This is a genomic window from Chitinophaga oryziterrae, from assembly GCF_009758125.1.
GTDB classification, from domain to species: domain Bacteria; phylum Bacteroidota; class Bacteroidia; order Chitinophagales; family Chitinophagaceae; genus Chitinophaga; species Chitinophaga oryziterrae.
On sequence record NZ_WRXO01000003.1, the window covers coordinates 48,854 to 65,734 of the forward strand.

At 43.3% G+C, this 16,881-nt stretch carries 12 protein-coding genes; 8 read left to right on the forward strand and 4 right to left on the reverse strand.

Annotated features, from left to right (window positions below; all coding sequences use genetic code 11):
- Positions 1 to 16: 16 nt before the first annotated feature.
- The gene (locus GO495_RS12285) at positions 17 to 2,014 is read left to right on the forward strand and encodes a RagB/SusD family nutrient uptake outer membrane protein (protein WP_157299990.1); all 1,998 of its coding nucleotides are present in this window, start codon (positions 17 to 19) and stop codon (positions 2,012 to 2,014) included.
- A 382-nt stretch (positions 2,015 to 2,396) separates the two neighbouring features.
- Here the strand turns inward: GO495_RS12285 and GO495_RS12290 are convergent, their stop codons facing one another.
- On the reverse strand, positions 2,397 to 3,371 hold the full coding sequence (locus GO495_RS12290; RefSeq protein ID WP_157299991.1) for a fatty acid desaturase family protein: 975 nt from the start codon (positions 3,369 to 3,371) through the stop codon (positions 2,397 to 2,399).
- Between the two features lie 8 nt (positions 3,372 to 3,379).
- Entirely contained in the window at positions 3,380 to 4,282 is a 903-nt protein-coding gene (locus GO495_RS12295) for a lysophospholipid acyltransferase family protein (protein WP_157299992.1), read from the reverse strand.
- A 181-nt stretch (positions 4,283 to 4,463) separates the two neighbouring features.
- Between GO495_RS12295 and GO495_RS12300 the strand changes: the two genes are divergently transcribed.
- The 6 genes from GO495_RS12300 (at position 4,464) to GO495_RS12325 (ending at position 12,601) form a co-directional block, all read left to right on the forward strand.
- A complete protein-coding gene (locus GO495_RS12300) occupies positions 4,464 to 5,396 on the forward strand; it encodes a TlpA family protein disulfide reductase (protein ID WP_157299993.1) in 933 nt (310 codons plus the stop codon).
- A gap of 290 nt (positions 5,397 to 5,686) precedes the next feature.
- Positions 5,687 to 7,030: an alpha-L-fucosidase gene (locus GO495_RS12305; protein ID WP_157299994.1), complete on the forward strand. Its 1,344-nt coding sequence runs from the start codon at positions 5,687 to 5,689 to the stop codon at positions 7,028 to 7,030.
- Between the two features lie 108 nt (positions 7,031 to 7,138).
- Positions 7,139 to 7,654 (forward strand): RNA polymerase sigma factor, encoded by a 516-nt coding sequence (locus tag GO495_RS12310; protein WP_157299995.1) that lies wholly within the window; start codon positions 7,139 to 7,141, stop codon positions 7,652 to 7,654.
- A 78-nt stretch (positions 7,655 to 7,732) separates the two neighbouring features.
- Complete coding sequence (locus GO495_RS12315) at positions 7,733 to 8,761, forward strand: FecR family protein (RefSeq protein WP_157299996.1); 1,029 nt, start codon at positions 7,733 to 7,735, stop codon at positions 8,759 to 8,761.
- Positions 8,762 to 8,813: 52 nt separating this feature from the next.
- Positions 8,814 to 9,701, forward strand: a complete 888-nt coding sequence (locus tag GO495_RS12320; RefSeq protein WP_157299997.1) for a glycerophosphodiester phosphodiesterase — start codon at positions 8,814 to 8,816, stop codon at positions 9,699 to 9,701.
- 77 nt (positions 9,702 to 9,778) lie between these two features.
- Positions 9,779 to 12,601 (forward strand): FAD-binding and (Fe-S)-binding domain-containing protein, encoded by a 2,823-nt coding sequence (locus GO495_RS12325; RefSeq protein ID WP_157299998.1) that lies wholly within the window; start codon positions 9,779 to 9,781, stop codon positions 12,599 to 12,601.
- Positions 12,602 to 12,677: 76 nt separating this feature from the next.
- On the opposite strand, the gene GO495_RS12330 is transcribed toward GO495_RS12325, so the two are convergent.
- On the reverse strand, positions 12,678 to 13,130 hold the full coding sequence (locus GO495_RS12330; RefSeq protein WP_157299999.1) for a TlpA family protein disulfide reductase: 453 nt from the start codon (positions 13,128 to 13,130) through the stop codon (positions 12,678 to 12,680).
- A gap of 93 nt (positions 13,131 to 13,223) precedes the next feature.
- On the opposite strand from GO495_RS12330, the gene GO495_RS12335 reads away from it, so the two are divergent.
- Positions 13,224 to 14,570: a DEAD/DEAH box helicase gene (locus GO495_RS12335; RefSeq protein WP_157300000.1), complete on the forward strand. Its 1,347-nt coding sequence runs from the start codon at positions 13,224 to 13,226 to the stop codon at positions 14,568 to 14,570.
- A 63-nt stretch (positions 14,571 to 14,633) separates the two neighbouring features.
- Here the strand turns inward: GO495_RS12335 and GO495_RS12340 are convergent, their stop codons facing one another.
- Positions 14,634 to 16,808, reverse strand: coding sequence for a DUF748 domain-containing protein (locus GO495_RS12340; RefSeq protein ID WP_157300001.1), 2,175 nt, complete (start codon positions 16,806 to 16,808; stop codon positions 14,634 to 14,636).
- Positions 16,809 to 16,881: the final 73 nt, after the last annotated feature.

Here is a 16,881-nt window from a genome sequence, read left to right on the forward strand (position 1 = left end):
TCAACATACAACCTCTATGAAAAAAATCCTTTACCCTTTATTGGTGTGCGGCCTTTTCGCGTGCTCTAAAAAAGACACACAAACACCACAAACCATTGAGCCCGTAGCCGTTACTGAAGTTTCTGCTTACATGGCCGGCGTAGATTCCCTGAGTGAATTTGAAACAGCCTTCAAAAAGATCGCCATCAGCACTGCTGATGCCAGCGGAGGGCTCACCATATTCGCTCCCGGTAACGAAACCATCGGCGGCTACGATATAGGCGCTAAAACGATGGGAAAAGACCTTCCGGACAGTATCATCAAAAGTCATATCGTGAAGGGCGTATTCAAAGCCGCAGACCTCACAGATGGCAAACAACTGACCACCCTCAGTGGCAAAATATTTATCGTAAAAGTTGTAGACGGAAAAATCTACATCAACGGGGTATTGATCACTGTCAAAGATGGTAAAGCCGGTAGCCAGGTGGTGCATTGCATCGCTAAAATGCTTACTACCAGTCCGGGAGGTACAGATGTAACCGTATACGATGCTACAAAGTGGTCTGAAACCAACCGCAGCGGTCAGCTTCTTGCCGGTGCTACTGTAAACCTGTATCTCACCAGAGAGGAATACCAGAGCAATACGCCTTCTTTTACTGCTCTTACAAATAATGACGGTGTGGCGCACTTTACAGGTCTGCCTGTTGCTACTTACTTTGTAGTAGTTAAAAAAGAAGCCCTGTCTAATATCTGGCCGGATGCAGACGGTAATACTTATGTGAGTACAGACAGCCTTTTTCAGACGAAGACAGAAGCGACCTCCGGAATGCCTTTACAGTATGGCTATACAGCCGGTGATTTCCGTTTTGCGGACTTAAACATGGATGGTGTTGTAAACAGTAACGATAAAGGAATAACTCCTCCCCGCACCATCATTGTGAACGAAGGAGAAATATCCGCGCAGAAGATCCTGATCGGTTATCCAAAGAATTCCAGCATGAAGTTGTTCACTACCGTGGCAGATGCACAGACAAGCCTGAACAGTGTCATTACACAGGTAGGTGTAATGCACAAGTCGCTGGTAATGCTGGATGGTATCATGAGTGATGATGCAGATTGTACAGATTTCTCTGACTGGTGTGCTTACGATCAGTTCACGTTTACTGCTGCTGATAGCAGAATCAGCGATATCTGGGTATCGGAGTATGCTTCTATTAATACCTTAAACAGGATTATCCTCAGTCTTCCAACCATGACTGGCGACACTACATCAATAGCTGCACAGGCAAGAGGTTTAAGGGCTTTCACTTACCTGGAACTGGCTACCTATTTCGGAGGCTTGCCAATTTATTCCGGTATGACTGCACCCGCTGATATCAGCCGTACCTCACTGAGAGATACTTATGAGTTCATCGTGAATGAGCTGGGTATCGCATATGCTACTTTACCGGTAACAGCATCCGTTCACATTCTTACCCAAAGTGCTGCAAGAACGCTGATGGCCCGGGCATTAGTGGCCAACAGTAATTATAGTCAGGCAAGAACATATGCAAACGAGGTTATCAATAGCGGGCATTATTCCCTGGTCGATTCTACGCAGATCTTTGCAGACGCATCAAGTGCTGAAATCGTATGGGACCTTAGTGGTAGCTATCCTGCAGGGTTCAACCAATATTTCTACAACCGTAGTTTCTGCCCGGTGGCACGCACCTCAGAACTGTACCTGATGGTCGCAGAAGGAGAGATTCTAATAGGTTCGCTTAGTCCGGCCGCGCAAAAAATCACCCTTGTCCGTAACAGGTCGGGAATGCCTGCTATGAGCATGACTAACGCTGACGAAGCACAGGCTGCACTGATAGATACCTATCAGAGAGAATTCCGCAGAGAGGGATTCCGCTTTGCAAACCTGGTACGCTGGGGCTTAGCTGCACAGGTATTAACCAGCAAAGGATATACCTCTCACAATAGCCTGCTGCCTATCCCTATGAATGTAATCCTGAATAGTCCAAATATGGTACAGAATCCAGGATACTAAATTATAAAAGCTGCTAACGGGGCTTAACTGAACCCTTTATTCACCTTGTAAAAGGCAGGTGAATGAAGGGTTTCTTCATTTTTTTAGTATTCGGAACCCCTTGTAAGCGAGGCCCCCCCTTTTACTTTGCTTCATCCATATATAATAGCTATAGGTAGTCTTTAAGTAGATTATCCCCGGAATAACAGGACTTTAAGCCCTATATAAGCCTACTCTAAATAAGGTGGGCTTGTATACAAGTTGTAGTGGACTTATAGTGGGCTTATATAGGGCTTATACCCTCATATAGGTTGAATCTCAGTACCTTATGGGCTATAGTAAAAAAGCTCCTGACAGGTTTCAATCTGCCAGGAGCTTCATTATCAATTATTTAAGTATAAGGTTATAGTTGATTTAGTCCCACCATTGCATTTACATCAGGGTTCCAGACCTTCAGTTTCAGGCATGCAATAATATCAGAAGGCGTTAGGCGGGTTGTTTTAGCCTGTTGTAATTCCGGTATCGCTGCCATTGCTTCCGGCAAACGATAAAAAGGGATGCGGGAATTCAGGTGATGAATATGATGATAACCGATATTACCGGTTACCCAGTTCCAGAAAGGATTCATCAGTAAATAACTGGAAGAGGCCATGGCCGCATTCTCGTGGCACCATCCTTGTTTATCCCTGAAAGTGACCCCAGGGAAATTATGCTGCGCATAGAAAAGATAAGCGCCTAAAGCACAGGCTAAAAAGAAAGGCAGTACCAACAGCAATAAGCAGCTCAGCCAGCCCATATAAATGAATATAAGGGTACCCGCTGTAAAATGTAATATCAACGCCAGCAATGAGTCAAAATGACGGACAGGACTGCTTAAAAAAGAACGCAGGCTCATTCCCATTACGAACATGCTGATATATCCGAAGAGAATAGTTAAAGGATGTCTTTGTATCAGATAAGCACGGCGCTCTTCAGGTGTGGATTCCATGAACTTCTGTTTTGTCATGATCGGATAAGAACCGATACTGGCAGTAAAGAGCTTGGAATTATGCGCATGATGATGATCATGAGAGCGTTTCCAGATACTGGCCGGAGCCAGGATAAAAATACCAAAAGCCGAAAAAAGTAAATCAGCAATTTTAGATTTGTAAAGGATCGTGTGGTGCTGGTAATCATGATAAATTACAAACATCCTCACAATCACCAGCCCGCAGAGAACACTGCATAATATGCGGACCGGCAGAAATGGAATGAGTGCTACAGCTGCATAGAGACCCAGGAGAATGGCTGCTGTCGTTAGCGTATAATACCAGCTCTTCCACGGTGTTTCTTTGGCAAATGGTTTTGTAGCCAGAATCAGTTGTTTTCCTTGAAGCATTGTAGGTTTCAGTATATAATTGGTGATGTTGTCTTTTTAACGGGTTCCGGACGTTTGTGTTTCCATCTTCTGTGGCTCCACAACCAGTATTCAGGTTGTTTACAGATGTCCTCTTCCAGTGCTTTGGTATGAGCAGCAGAAATTTCACCATCACTTGTCATAGCGGGTTCTTCAAACAGCGTTCTTGCCGAAATCTCGTAATATCCTCTTTTCACCCTTTGTACTTTGGCATATACTACCGGATAATTCAGCTTACGGGCAATCTTCTCTGTTCCCTGGAAAACAGGCGTATCCTGGTTCAGGAAGGTGGTCCAGAAAGCACTCGTTGGCGCAGGTGTCTGATCAGCAATGAAAGCGGTAGCGCTCAGCTCTCCTTTATTGCTTACCATATCCCTGAAAGTATCTTTCATGGGGATCAGCCCGGTACCGAAGCGGCTGCGCATTCTGTATATCAGTCCGTCGAAATATTTATTGGACAGGGGATGATATACCACGTACAGGTGATGTTTACACTCCAGGCTGAAAGTATTTCCCGCCCATTCCCAGTTGCCGTAATGGCCCATTACCACCATAATACTTTTACCCTCTTCGGCATAACGGGTAAATACCGCCAGCGCTTCCGGAGTCAGTTTACAGCGTTTAATGGCCGAAGCCCTGGAAATGGTCAGCGTTTTAAACGTTTCCAGCAGCAAATCACAGAAATACCTGTAGAAGCGTCTGCTGATACCCCTGATTTCCTTTTCTGACTTTTCCGGGAATGCATTACGTAAATTCTGCAATACTACTTTCTTACGGTAGCCCGTAACGTAATACAGTATGAAGAACATAAAGTCGCACACCCCATAAAACAGCGGAAACGGCAATAGGGAGATCAGGTAAATAAACGGTAAAACGAAAAAATACATTGGCATATTCGACACAAAATACGATATATTAAAATTTAAAAAAATGTATTTTAGTTGTATAACAAGAGTTTAACACATAGGAACTAACGATAAAATTACAGTATACCCCTAGAGGGGATTAAATATTCCTGTTAAATAATGTACTTTGGCAGGCTTTAATGGTACAAAAACCAGGGTATAAAATTCAATGAAGACATTATTGCTTTTATTTGGTTTGACGCTATCCGTTACAAACACAAATGCACAGAAAGACCTGAGGAATACAACCGTTGGAGGGGCTGCTACAGAACGGGAGTCTGCCTGGCTGGATAGCGCTGTTAACCAGGTTCAGGAAGAAATAAAAGCGCTTTCCGGAGAATTCGATAAAGAGGAGAAGGTGTATGATGCCGCCGTACAAAATAAGGCGGATGATCATGTGCTGGATTCCCTCAGGGAAGTGATGGCTGTTATACATGACAGGTTGGGGGCTTACAACAACCGGGTTCAGGACCTCACACTACAGTTTATTGCAACACATCCTGATTCATATGTCAGCGCTATGAAGCTAATCTATTTTGTCAATGCGCTCCCGCTGGATTCCGTACAGCATCTTTACAAAAGTTTATCTCCGGTTATCAGGGACAGCGAATACGGCAGGGCAATAGCAAAGGAGATCCAAAAGGTGATATCAGGTTTACCGGGTAGTATGGCTCCCGATTTCAGCACAGTAGATATCAATAACAAGCCGTTACAGCTATCAGCTTTCAGAGGTAGTTATGTATTACTTGATTTCTGGGCCAGTTGGTGCGTACCCTGCCGCCATGGTAATCCTCATCTGATAGCACTGTTTAATCAGTACCGCAGTAAAGGGTTTACAATAATAGGTATTTCTGATAATGATAAACAGCCGCAGGAATGGCGGATGGCTGTCGCAAAAGACAAAATAGGTATCTGGCATCAGGTGCTCCGTGGAATGAATATGAAGAAGATAAGGAAGGAAGCAGATCTGAATGATAAATACGGGATCCGCTCTCTTCCTACCAAAATACTGATAGACAGGAATGGGGTGATTATAGGGCGGTACGGGGAAGGCGGGGAGAATGAAACCGCACTGGATAAGAAATTGGCAGAATTATTCTAAACAGGAGAGTGTTGACTCAGTTTGATTACATAATCTTTGCGCCAGGTGTTGTTGATCAATAAATACACCTTATCTGACGTGAATATTAGGTGAAGTTAAATTGAAAAACAAATCCTGAACTCATATTCCAAAGCTAAATCAGTGAACTAAACAGTCAGATGCAGTGTATTTATGATCTACAACATCTGGCTATCATAAATAATATTCAAACTGAGTCACTACCAACAGGAGGCTTTCTTGCATTTATAGCTTTTTCTCCGTATCATTATCGCATCCGAAATGTGAATAATATGGTGAAACGTTCTTTGATGGCAGTAGTCTGCCTTGTCATGTGCCTGTATGCCAACGCGCAAAAAACAGCCAATACACCTGAAAAAGAAAAGTGGTTCATGGACCTGGGCCTGGGTATGTTCATTCACTGGAGCGTGGACGTTCAGGTAGGGGCCGTGATCAGTCATTCGATGGCAGGGGCATCCGATGATTACCTGAAACGTTTCACCGAAGAACTGCCTAAGACATTCAATCCGCATAAATTCGATCCGGACGACTGGGCCGTACTGGCTAAACTGGCTGGTATGAAGTACGTGGTATTTACCGCAAAACACCATGCCGGCTTCTGCATGTGGGATACTAAAACCACGGCGTTCAATATCATGAACACCCCTTTTAAAAAGGATGCCACAAAAGCCATTTTTGATGCCTTCCGTAAGCAGGGGATCGCTATCGGGGTGTACTACTCTCCGGAAGACTTTTACTACCTCTATCAGCACCATATTCCCATTGGCAGGATGCAGCTTCCGCAGCACTTCCCGGAGAAGAACCCCGGACTGATGGCTTACGATAAATCACAGCTGAAGGAACTGCTTACCAACTATGGTAAGATAGACTTCATCTTCTTCGATGGTCCTGCAGAAGGCCTCAAGGAATACGCCTGGCAACTGCAACCGGAGATCGTTGTCACCCGCGGACAAATGAACACGCCCGAGCAGGAGTTACCAGACGCCATATTACCCGGCCCCTGGGAGGCCTGTTTCACTATGGGGACCGACTGGCAGTACAAACCTACGAATGATCCGCAGAAGTCCGGTACAGAGATGATCAATATGCTGATAGAGACCCGCGCGAAAGGGGGGAATCTATTACTGAACGTGGGCCCTAAACCAGACGGGGAAATCCAGATAGAACAGGAAGCGCTGCTCCGTGAGCTGGCCCTCTGGAACCTGGCTAATGGCGAATCTGTGAGCGGTGTAAGACCCTGGAACATCTCTCATGAAGGAAATGTATGGTTCACCCGCGCCAAAGATACCAGCACAGTTTACGCGTTTGTTCCCGGCGGAAAAGACTGGAAATATGGAGAACGCAAAGACCTGGTGCTACGTACCCTGCAAGGCAATGAACATACCAAAGTATCCATATTAGGTTACGGCAGTGAGCTGGTAGAATACAAAGAAGGATTTGATGCCGGTATTTACGTACAGTCCACCCCGGTAGGTTTGCTCATCAGCGCTGTAAACGGGCAACGTTTTTACACCGACAGGAAATGGCCGAACCCTGTAGTCATCAAAATAGAAAATGTAAAATATAAACCTGCTGTTAATAATTATAAACAAAGTACAATCGATGGTGCGAAGTAAGATCTGTTAATATGCTGTTAACAGTAACATAACTTTACGTTTCAACATTTATACCCAATTTGCATTCTTCCTTGCCAAATAGATCACTATCGCAAATTGTTGTATTTAATGAGTGTAATCTCTCAACTGAATGATGGAAACGAAAAGGTCTTCAAACAGATCTACGATTTGTTGCATAGAAAGGTATTCCGCTTTTTTCTCAAGAGGAATGATTCGCATGATACTGCAAAGGAGCTGACACAGAAGACGTTTGTCAAGCTCTGGCAATACAGGCATACGCTGAAAGAAGAATTCACGATAGAGACACAGCTGTTCACCATCGCCAATTCGATCCTGGTGGACCACTACCGCAGGGAAACACATCAAAATAACATGCAGGCGAATATTGCAGCACAAATGAATGATAACCATACCATTGCACACCCTATGCAGGAGTTCGAACAGGTAAATTACCTGAACGCTGCTATAGCCAATTTACCACCCGTACGTAAAAAAGTAATAGAACTAAGATTAGTCCATGGTTTTACCAACAAAGAAATCGCACACCATCTGTCTATCCACGTTAAAACCGTAGAAGACCATATAACAAAGGCTTTGCGCTATGTCAGGTCAATTCATCTCTAGCTTATCTTTGTTATCTAAATGTTAACAGCAGGGGGTACCCTTATTTCTATGCGTAATCAATTTTGATATTAACCATTCATGCAACTAACAAGCGAGCAGATAGACATGTTTCTAAAAGGAATGTATTCCGGCAGGGAAGCGAAAAAGATAGCCGTCTATCTACAGGAAAATCCTTCTGTATTACAAGACCACTTAAAAGAAGAGTGGGAAAGTGCGGATGGAGAAACCCCGCTGCCAGGTGAATTGAGTGAGGTAATATATCAGGAGATAACCACGCAGGTATCTGGAATAAAGAAAGTAAAAAGGAATGTATGGACTGCCATCGCGGCAAGTATACTGTTGATCGTTACATTTGTATTATTTCAAAAAAATAATAGCAAAACTGCTATGCTGGCGTCGTTGAAAAAACCGGATAATGATACTGTAAACAGGAACGCCGGCATAGTTTGGCAGGAAAAACGAAACAATACCAATAAAAAGGAAGTGATCACCTTACCGGATGGCTCCTCAGTACATCTTTTTAAAAATAGTGTGATTCGCTTTAAGGAACCATTCGTACAACAAAAAAGAGAGATCATGCTGCAGGGGCACGCATCATTTGACGTGACCAGAAACCCGCGTAATCCATTTATAGTATACGCGGGAGCTACCGCTACTACTGTACTTGGTACCACCTTTAATGTAGCACAGGATAAAGAGGGTGTAACCGTAAAATTGTACAGCGGTAAAGTAATGATAAAGCCTGCGGGAAAAGAACAACCAACAGGTTGGAAAGAGCCCGTATACCTTTCTCCCGGTCAGCAGATGAAATATGACGCAGCAAAGGACGCCGTGACAGTCATTGATGAGAAAGACAACGCAGATCACGTTAAAGGTGCCCTGAATTTTAATAGTATACCCATCAGTAAAGTACTGGAAACATTATCTGAAAAATACCAGGTACCAATCTTATATGATGCAGAAGAACTGGACACAACCTGTTTCACCGGAGCCATTCTGCCCACAGATTCTCTCATGACGATATTACAGGTAATGAAAAGCGTGAACCACCTTACCATAGCCCAGCTGCATGACACAATTATCATAAAGAAGAACGATACTAAATAACAGCTTGCATAGTGTAGATAATATGGTCGTTACAATAAAAAACCGAATCAATATGAAATACATTTTTATTTTACTGTTAATGGCAACAGGTGCATCTGCCCAGCAAAAAACAGATGTGCAATCGCATCGTGGCGGACGGGCATTAATGCCGGAAAATACCATTCCTGCTATGATTCATGCTATTGATCTTGGTACGAGAACACTGGAACTGGATTGTGTGATCTCTTCGGATAATAAAGTAGTGGTATCACATGATGTGTATATGTCGGCCGACTTTATGCGTAAACCCGATGGCTCAGACATTGATAAAAAAGACGAAAAAAACTACGCGTTGTATAAAATGACTTACGACAGCATCCGTAAATTCGATGCTGGCAGCAAGCCTCATCCTGAGTTTCATGATCAGCGTAAAATGAAAACGTACAAACCATTATTGTCCGAGTTAATAGACAGTGTGGAAGCGTATGTAAAACTGCATCACCTGAAACCGGTTTATTATAACATGGAGACTAAATGTTCTCCACAAGGCGATGGTACTTACCATCCTGCACCAGATGTATTCTCTTCTTTGGTAATGGACGTGATCAACAAAAAACATATTGCAGACAGGGTTACTATCCAGTCTTTTGATATCAGAACATTACAGATCATTCATAAAGATTTTCCAAAACAAAAAACGGCTTTGCTGATTATGAACAGGGAGAGCTTTGCGAATAATATCAAAACGCTTGGGTTTACACCAGATATCTACAGTCCTTATTTTGCACTTGTTACACCGGAGCTGGTGAAAGAAGCGCATGAGACAAAAGTAGCTGTTCTTCCCTGGACGGTGAACGAGGTTAGTGATATGGAAAAGATGATCTCTTATGGGGTAGATGGAATGATTACTGATTATCCCGACAGGCTGGTCGGCGTAGCCGGTAACTATCAGAAAAAATAATTATCTCTTCTCTGGAAAATTTAGCCGTCTTAGTCATTTGACTTTGACGGTCTTTTTTTTGTATTATTGTCCCCATTATGGTCACCGTACTTTCAACAGCAGACATTGTGGGGCACCTGGAGAGTATATTTCCTGCCGAAAGAATCAAAAGCCGCCTGGTAGATGTAGTTTCCTATGCCGCAGATGCGGGCTTTTACCACCTGGTACCGAAGGCTGTCGTGCAGCCGGTCAGTATAGATGAAGTAAGGGCGTTATTCGCCTTATGCAGGCGTCTGAACATCCCGCTTACCTTCCGGGCAGGCGGGAGCAGCTTATCCGGCCAGGCTATTACGGACGGCATACTGGCAGATATCAGCCAGCACTGGCGGAAAGTACAGCCATTAAATGAAGGGGCAGCCGTGAGGGTGCAGCCCGGAGTAACAGGCTCCGTGGTGAACCATATGCTGAAAAGCCATAAAGTAAAGATAGGCCCGGACCCGGCCTCTATCAACACCGCCATGATGGGAGGGATTTTATCCAATAACTCCAGCGGTATGTGTTGCGGTGTAAAGCTGAACTCTTATCATACCATCCGGTCATTACATTTCCTGCTCCCGGACGGGCAGGCCTATAATACTGCCGTAAAGGAGGACTATACCCGTTTTGAAACGGAATCCGCCGGACTGGCAAATGGTATCACGCGGCTTAGACAACAGGTACTGAACAATACCACCTTATACGACAGGATCCGCCGGAAATATCTCACCAAGAACACCGTTGGGTACTCGCTGAACGCCTTCGTAGACTATACCCATCCCCTGGATATCTTCGCCCACTTATTAATAGGTGCAGAAGGAACGCTGGGCTTCATCGCGGAAGCTGTGATGGATACCGTACCGGATTATCCGGCAAAATCCACCACTATTCTCTTTTTCAGGGATATGAAAGAGGCCTGTGACGCTATTGTACCGCTGAAATCATCCGGGGCAGAGATGATAGAACTGATGGACAGGGCCTCATTACGTTCCGTAGAAACGATCAAAGGTATCCCGGACATCATCAGATTATTACCGGAAACAGCCGCCGGACTGCTGGTAGAGTACCAGGATACAGATGAAGAAAGGCTGGAACAGAAAATAGCTGCCTTTGAGCAGATCCCTTTATCCCTGCTCACTCCTGCAGCATTCACTACGGACGTTACCACCCGCGAGCTATACTGGAAAATAAGAAAGGGGATGTTCCCTTCCGTCGGAGCTGTACGTGCCAAAGGCACCACGGTGATCCTGGAAGATATCGCTTTCCCTGTAGAGCAGCTGGCCGCCGCTTTATCAGACTTACAGGTGCTTTTTGTAAAATATGAATACGGGAATGCTATCATTTTCGGTCATGCAAAAGACGGGAATATACACTTCGTGGTTACCCAGTCTTTCAATACAGCGGTAGAAATAGAACGTTACCGTCAGTTCATGGATGAAGTGGTTACGCTGGTGGTAGACAAATACGATGGTACGCTGAAAGCAGAACATGGGACCGGCCGTAATATGGCGCCATTCGTAGAAGCAGAGTGGGGGGCAGAGGCATACCAGATCATGCAGCAATTAAAGGAACTGGTAGACCCGCAGCAGATCCTGAACCCGGGAGTGATCATCAATGATGATAAACTGGCGCACATCAAAAATCTGAAATCGCTGCCCGAAGTAGAGGAAGAGGTGGATAAATGTATCGAATGCGGTTACTGCGAGCATAAATGTCCCAGCCGCGACCTGACCATGACACCCAGGAGAAGGATCGTAGTAAGGCGTGCCCTGGCTAACTTTAAGAAAGAAGGTAATACAGCAGATCATAAAACATTATTACAGCAATATCAGTACGACGGACTGGATACCTGTGCCGTAGATGGCCTCTGTGCCACCGAATGCCCGGTAGACATCAATACCGGGGACCTGGTAAAACGTCTGCGTAAAGAGAACCATTCCTCTTTTGCCAATAATGTAGCTATACAGGCCGCTAAGCATTTCAACACCGTAGAAAGTGTGGTAAAGGTGTTACTGGCATCTGGAGTACTGGTGAATAAGATACTGGGCAAACGGGCCATGACAAACATCACCGGGGTCTTTAAAAAGATCGTTCCTTCTTTCCCTTTATGGATGGCGGAGCAAACCGGGCCTGTACGTATTACAAAGACTAAAACCGGTCAACCTTCATTTATATACTTTGCCACTTGTATCACCCGTAGCATGGGTAGCAGTCTGGAAGGAAAAAAGAGTGTCATTGATAGTTTGCTGACAGTTGCACAACGTGTGGGTATCAGCATTCAAATCCCTGTAAACATTCACGGGCATTGCTGCGGACAGCCATTCTCTTCCAAGGGATTTGCTTCAGCAGCAGCTTATACCAAGAACAGGACCATCGAATGGTTATGGCAGGAAACCCGGCAGGGCAAGCTGCCGGTCATCCTGGATATGAGTTCCTGCACCTATACTTTACTGGAATGCAGACCTTATCTGAATGATGAAAATAAAGCCCGTTTTGATAAGCTGGTGATCCTCGATACGGTTGATTTTCTATATGACCATGTAGTACCTTCTCTTTCTATTAAAGTAAAGAAGGATAATGTGGCCTTACATCCCGTTTGTTCTTTGACTAAAATGAAGAATGCGCATAAGCTGGCGAACATCGCCAAAGCATGTGCAAATAACGTGAATGTACCCATCTATGCAGGTTGTTGCGGGATGGCGGGAGACAGGGGCTTCTTATTCCCTGAGCTGGTGAAGTCTGCTACGAATTTAGAAGCAAAGGAAGTGGTGGAACAGCCCAGGCAGGGGTATTATTCCAGCTCCAAGACCTGTGAGATGGCGCTGGAGAATGTTACAAAGAAGAATTACGAATCTATCGTTTACCTGGTAGAAGAATGTAGTTAATTTGGGGGTGCAGGGCTAAGCCCTGTACAACACCTTCCATTTTTAGTGATGGTGCGAAACGCCATCACTAAAAATGCTATTTCAACAACTCTTCCAGACCAGCTTCAAACTGGTAATCATTCTGATAATAAATATCCCCTTCTTTACCAACGATGGCTATTTGTGAATAATGCTCCAGGAAAGCTTCCCATTTTTTCTCATCTCCATCTGTCACTAACTGTATTCCCTTTAAATCCGGGAAACGGGCGAACGTCTTCTTCCAGGCATCCGTGAAAGATTCACTACAGAGGTAGATGTACCCGATCTTTGATCCGTATTGTTTCTCCAGCCATTCCACGAAAGCAAGGTCTGCTACGCTGGGCTCATAAGACTTCCACATCCTGATGAACGTCACTTTCCCCTTAAAATCGTTCAGTGTAAAGGATTTGCCATTTACATCTTTTACTTTTAAAGGAGGCAGGGTATCTTCCTGTGCATGCGCACCAATAAAGAAGAACATTGCAAAAACTATAACGGCTAGTGATTTCATATTGCCCGCAAAAGTAGCTCATTTCCTATTAATGTACAAAAGACGCAAATTCTTCCTGAAGATTACATTACCTTTGCGGTTTATTTAAGAGATATGACTTTTGAAGAATTAAACCTGAGCAAACCTTTACTAAACGCTTTAAGTGACCTGGACTATGTACAGCCCACCACTATTCAGCAGAAGGTTTTCTCTGTAGTAATGTCCGGCCGCGATGTATGTGGAATAGCCCAAACGGGCACGGGTAAGACTTTTGCATACCTGCTTCCCATGTTACGGCTGTTCAAATTTTCGAAAGACCGTTACGCCCAGATGCTGATTGTAGTGCCTACCCGCGAACTGGTAGTACAGGTAGTCGAAGCTGTAAAGCAGTTAACCACCTATATGACAGTGGAAGTAGCCGGTTTTTACGGCGGCGTAAATATGAATCCCCAGATGGAAGCAGCCGAAAAGAAGCTGGACGTGGTCGTTGCCACTCCCGGCCGCTTAGTGGACCTGATCCTGAGCGGGGCTTTAAAGACGAAAGCCATTAAACGCCTGGTGATAGATGAGGTAGATGAGATGATGAACCTGGGGTTCCGCCCGCAGATCAACATGATCCTGGACCTGCTGCCTTTAAAGAGGCAGAACCTGTTGTTCTCTGCTACTATCACGGAAGAAGTGCAGAAACTGATGACCACCTACTTCAATGATCCGGTAACGATAGAGGCTGCCCCTACTGGTACCCCGTTGAAGAACATCCAGCAGATAGGTTATGATGTTCCTAACTTCCACACCAAGGTGAACCTGCTGGAATTACTGCTGACAGAAAACGAAGACATGGCCAGGGTGCTGGTGTTCGTTGCTACAAAAGAGCTGGCAAACGAATTGTACGAGCTGATCTCTGCCAAATTCCCGGAAAAAGTAGGTGTGATGCACTCCAATAAAGAGCAGAACCACCGTTTCAACACAGTAAAGCAGTTCAAAGAAGGTAACTACCGGTTTATTATTGCAACAGATATCATTGCCCGCGGGTTGGATATTGCAGAAGTAACCCATGTTATTAACTTTGATACACCGGAAGTACCGGAGAATTACCTGCACCGTATTGGCAGAACAGGTCGTGCGGATAAGGACGGGATAGCGCTGATTTTTGTGAAACCGGCAGAAAAGGAGTTCCAGGAGAGTATAGAAGGGTTGATGAGTTACAGGATCCCTATGCAACCATTACCTGAGAACCTGGTGATCTCTGATGTGCTGACAGAAGATGAGCTGCCACAGGTGAAAATGAAGAACTACCTGATCAAACTTCCGGCTAAAGAATTATCCGGTCCGGCTTTCCATGAAAAATCTGCCAAGAACAGGAAGGTGAACAGGAAAGTATCCCATGCAGATAAGATGATGAAGAAGTACGGGAAACCAAAGACGAGAGGCGCGAAGGTAAAGGGTAAGAAGAAAAAATAAATTGTATTATACGCTGTGAAAACAAGTGACCTGTTAAAGCAACAGGTCATTTGTTTTTCATGACTATTTAGGCAGAAGAAATCCCAGTGTAAAACTGGCGTCTATGCCATAGATCAACGATTTTAAAAGATTAAAAGAGAACAGACGGGTGCTGTCGCACTTATAATCTATGCTGCCTGTACGCTTCGATACATCCAGCGATTTATCTTTGTTTTTAGGAATGATCAGATGCTTCAGCATGAAAGATGGGAACCATGCTGTTTTTTTAACGTTGCCCTTTAATTTGTCCACAACAAGATTATGGTATTCTCCCACAATTGTTCCGTTTGCCTTTTCTTCATTCAGGCTGAAACGGAATGCTAAATTATTAAGCACTCCTGATTCTATATGAAATTTACCAAGATTTTCTGCTGGTGAATTTAACCGGGTAATATCTAAATCTCTGACCACGCCATTTATATAATAATCCGTCTTTGGGTTAAGGGGTAGATAAATGGATACGTTTAATGTTCCTGAACCCATTAAAGAACCTTCTACATTCATATTCATATGATCAGAATCGGATTGGACGGGATGGTTAATAAGAGGAGATATGGATAGCTGGAATTTTTCTATTTTCAGTGTACCGGTTAGCAAACCATCTTTGGGAAACTCCTCATATGTTATTGTGGAATGATTAACATGTACATTCTTTACCCGGATACCAAGCGGAAGACTTTTCAAAAGAGCGACGGGTAATGGCTGATGTTCTAACAAACGAGGTAATCTCCTGTCTCTGAAAACATATATGTTGCTTTCTTTAATCAATATTTTTTCAGCAATTAATTGTTTTTCAAACAGCTTTAAAACATCCAGTTTTACTATTTCTATGCCAGGAATTGTTGCTTCAACCACATCTGTCTGGTGTCCTGTCTTATGGCCCAACTCAAATTTGTCGTATTGCGGAGTGATTTTCAAAAAAGCAATCTGTAATATTTCCTTTTTACTATCAATGATCAGCTTTTTAATTTGAATGTTCTGATAAGCACCAGGTATTGAGGAATTAATATCGTGTAATGCACAGGTGACACCTGAAAAACGGGGACCATCTGTTTTAGTCATTTTTATTTTATCAATGACAATATCACCATTTAATTTTAACTGATTTATCTTGTCGGAATGCAGCGATAGATCGGTTTTTACTATTTCAAGATGGTTAATGGAGATATCTTTAATAGGCATGGGAATGGAAATGTCGGGCCCTTCGTAAGCAATTGACGAATGATTAACCCTGAAAGTATCTATTTGTATTTCTAAAGGAATTTCTTTCAAATAAGCAGATGGTCTTTTTGATTCGTTAGCTTCACCGCGTATGTTTAAATCCGTCTGATTTAATATCATTTTTTCTGCAATAAATTTTCCATCGAACAATTTCATAACATTCATTTTTAGCATTGTTATGTTTGAAATTGTTGATTCAACAAGGATAGGTTGGTTTTTTGATTTCCTGAAAAATGTATGTTTGCTGAATAATGGTATAGTTTTTAAAGAATCAATTTGTACTATTCCTTTTTTACTGTCTATAGTTAAATTCTTTATTTGTAACGTATGATAAGTTTCGGGTATGGCATAATTAATTTCGGATAAACTGCTTTCGAAGGCCCCGAAATGAAGATTGTTACTGGTAAAGGGTTTGTTTAAATCATTGATGCCTATTTCATCAATGGTTATACTTCCTTTTAGTGATAGCTGCTTTTTCTGGTCAGAATGCATCCATATATTGATCGCTGTTAATTCGAAATGACTGATCGAAATATGCCGGAAAGGAATCGGGGGAAACTTATTTTTTTGAGCAGTATCCTTTTCATTCAGAAGAAACTCATCAAGTTTAATTACCCCATTACGGAGCTTTAAATTATTTACTGAAAGTGTCTGATGGAATATGACCTTAAAAAGATTAATGCCATTAAGTTCGGCTGTTGAAAAATAAAGTGAATGTTGATGATGATTACTGTCTGGGGTATAATCTATTTTAAGATTGTTGAATGAAATTGAGGAAGAAAATAAATTGCTTCTGATGGAGGAAAAACTAACTTTTGCCAAAGGAGAAAGTTGGCGTAATTTTTCCCGGACCTTGTTTTGAACAATGTTATTTACAATAATGTTTGCAATGATTAGAATAAAAAAGATTCCGATACTGCAACACATTAATACCAGCCATTTTGGCCAACGCCGTATTGGGGTCGTGGTTTCTTTCATGATTGGATATCTGTTATTGAGGCAAGCCCGGCTGTCCGGAAGTTTATAAGTCTAAGTTACCTAAACTTATAAA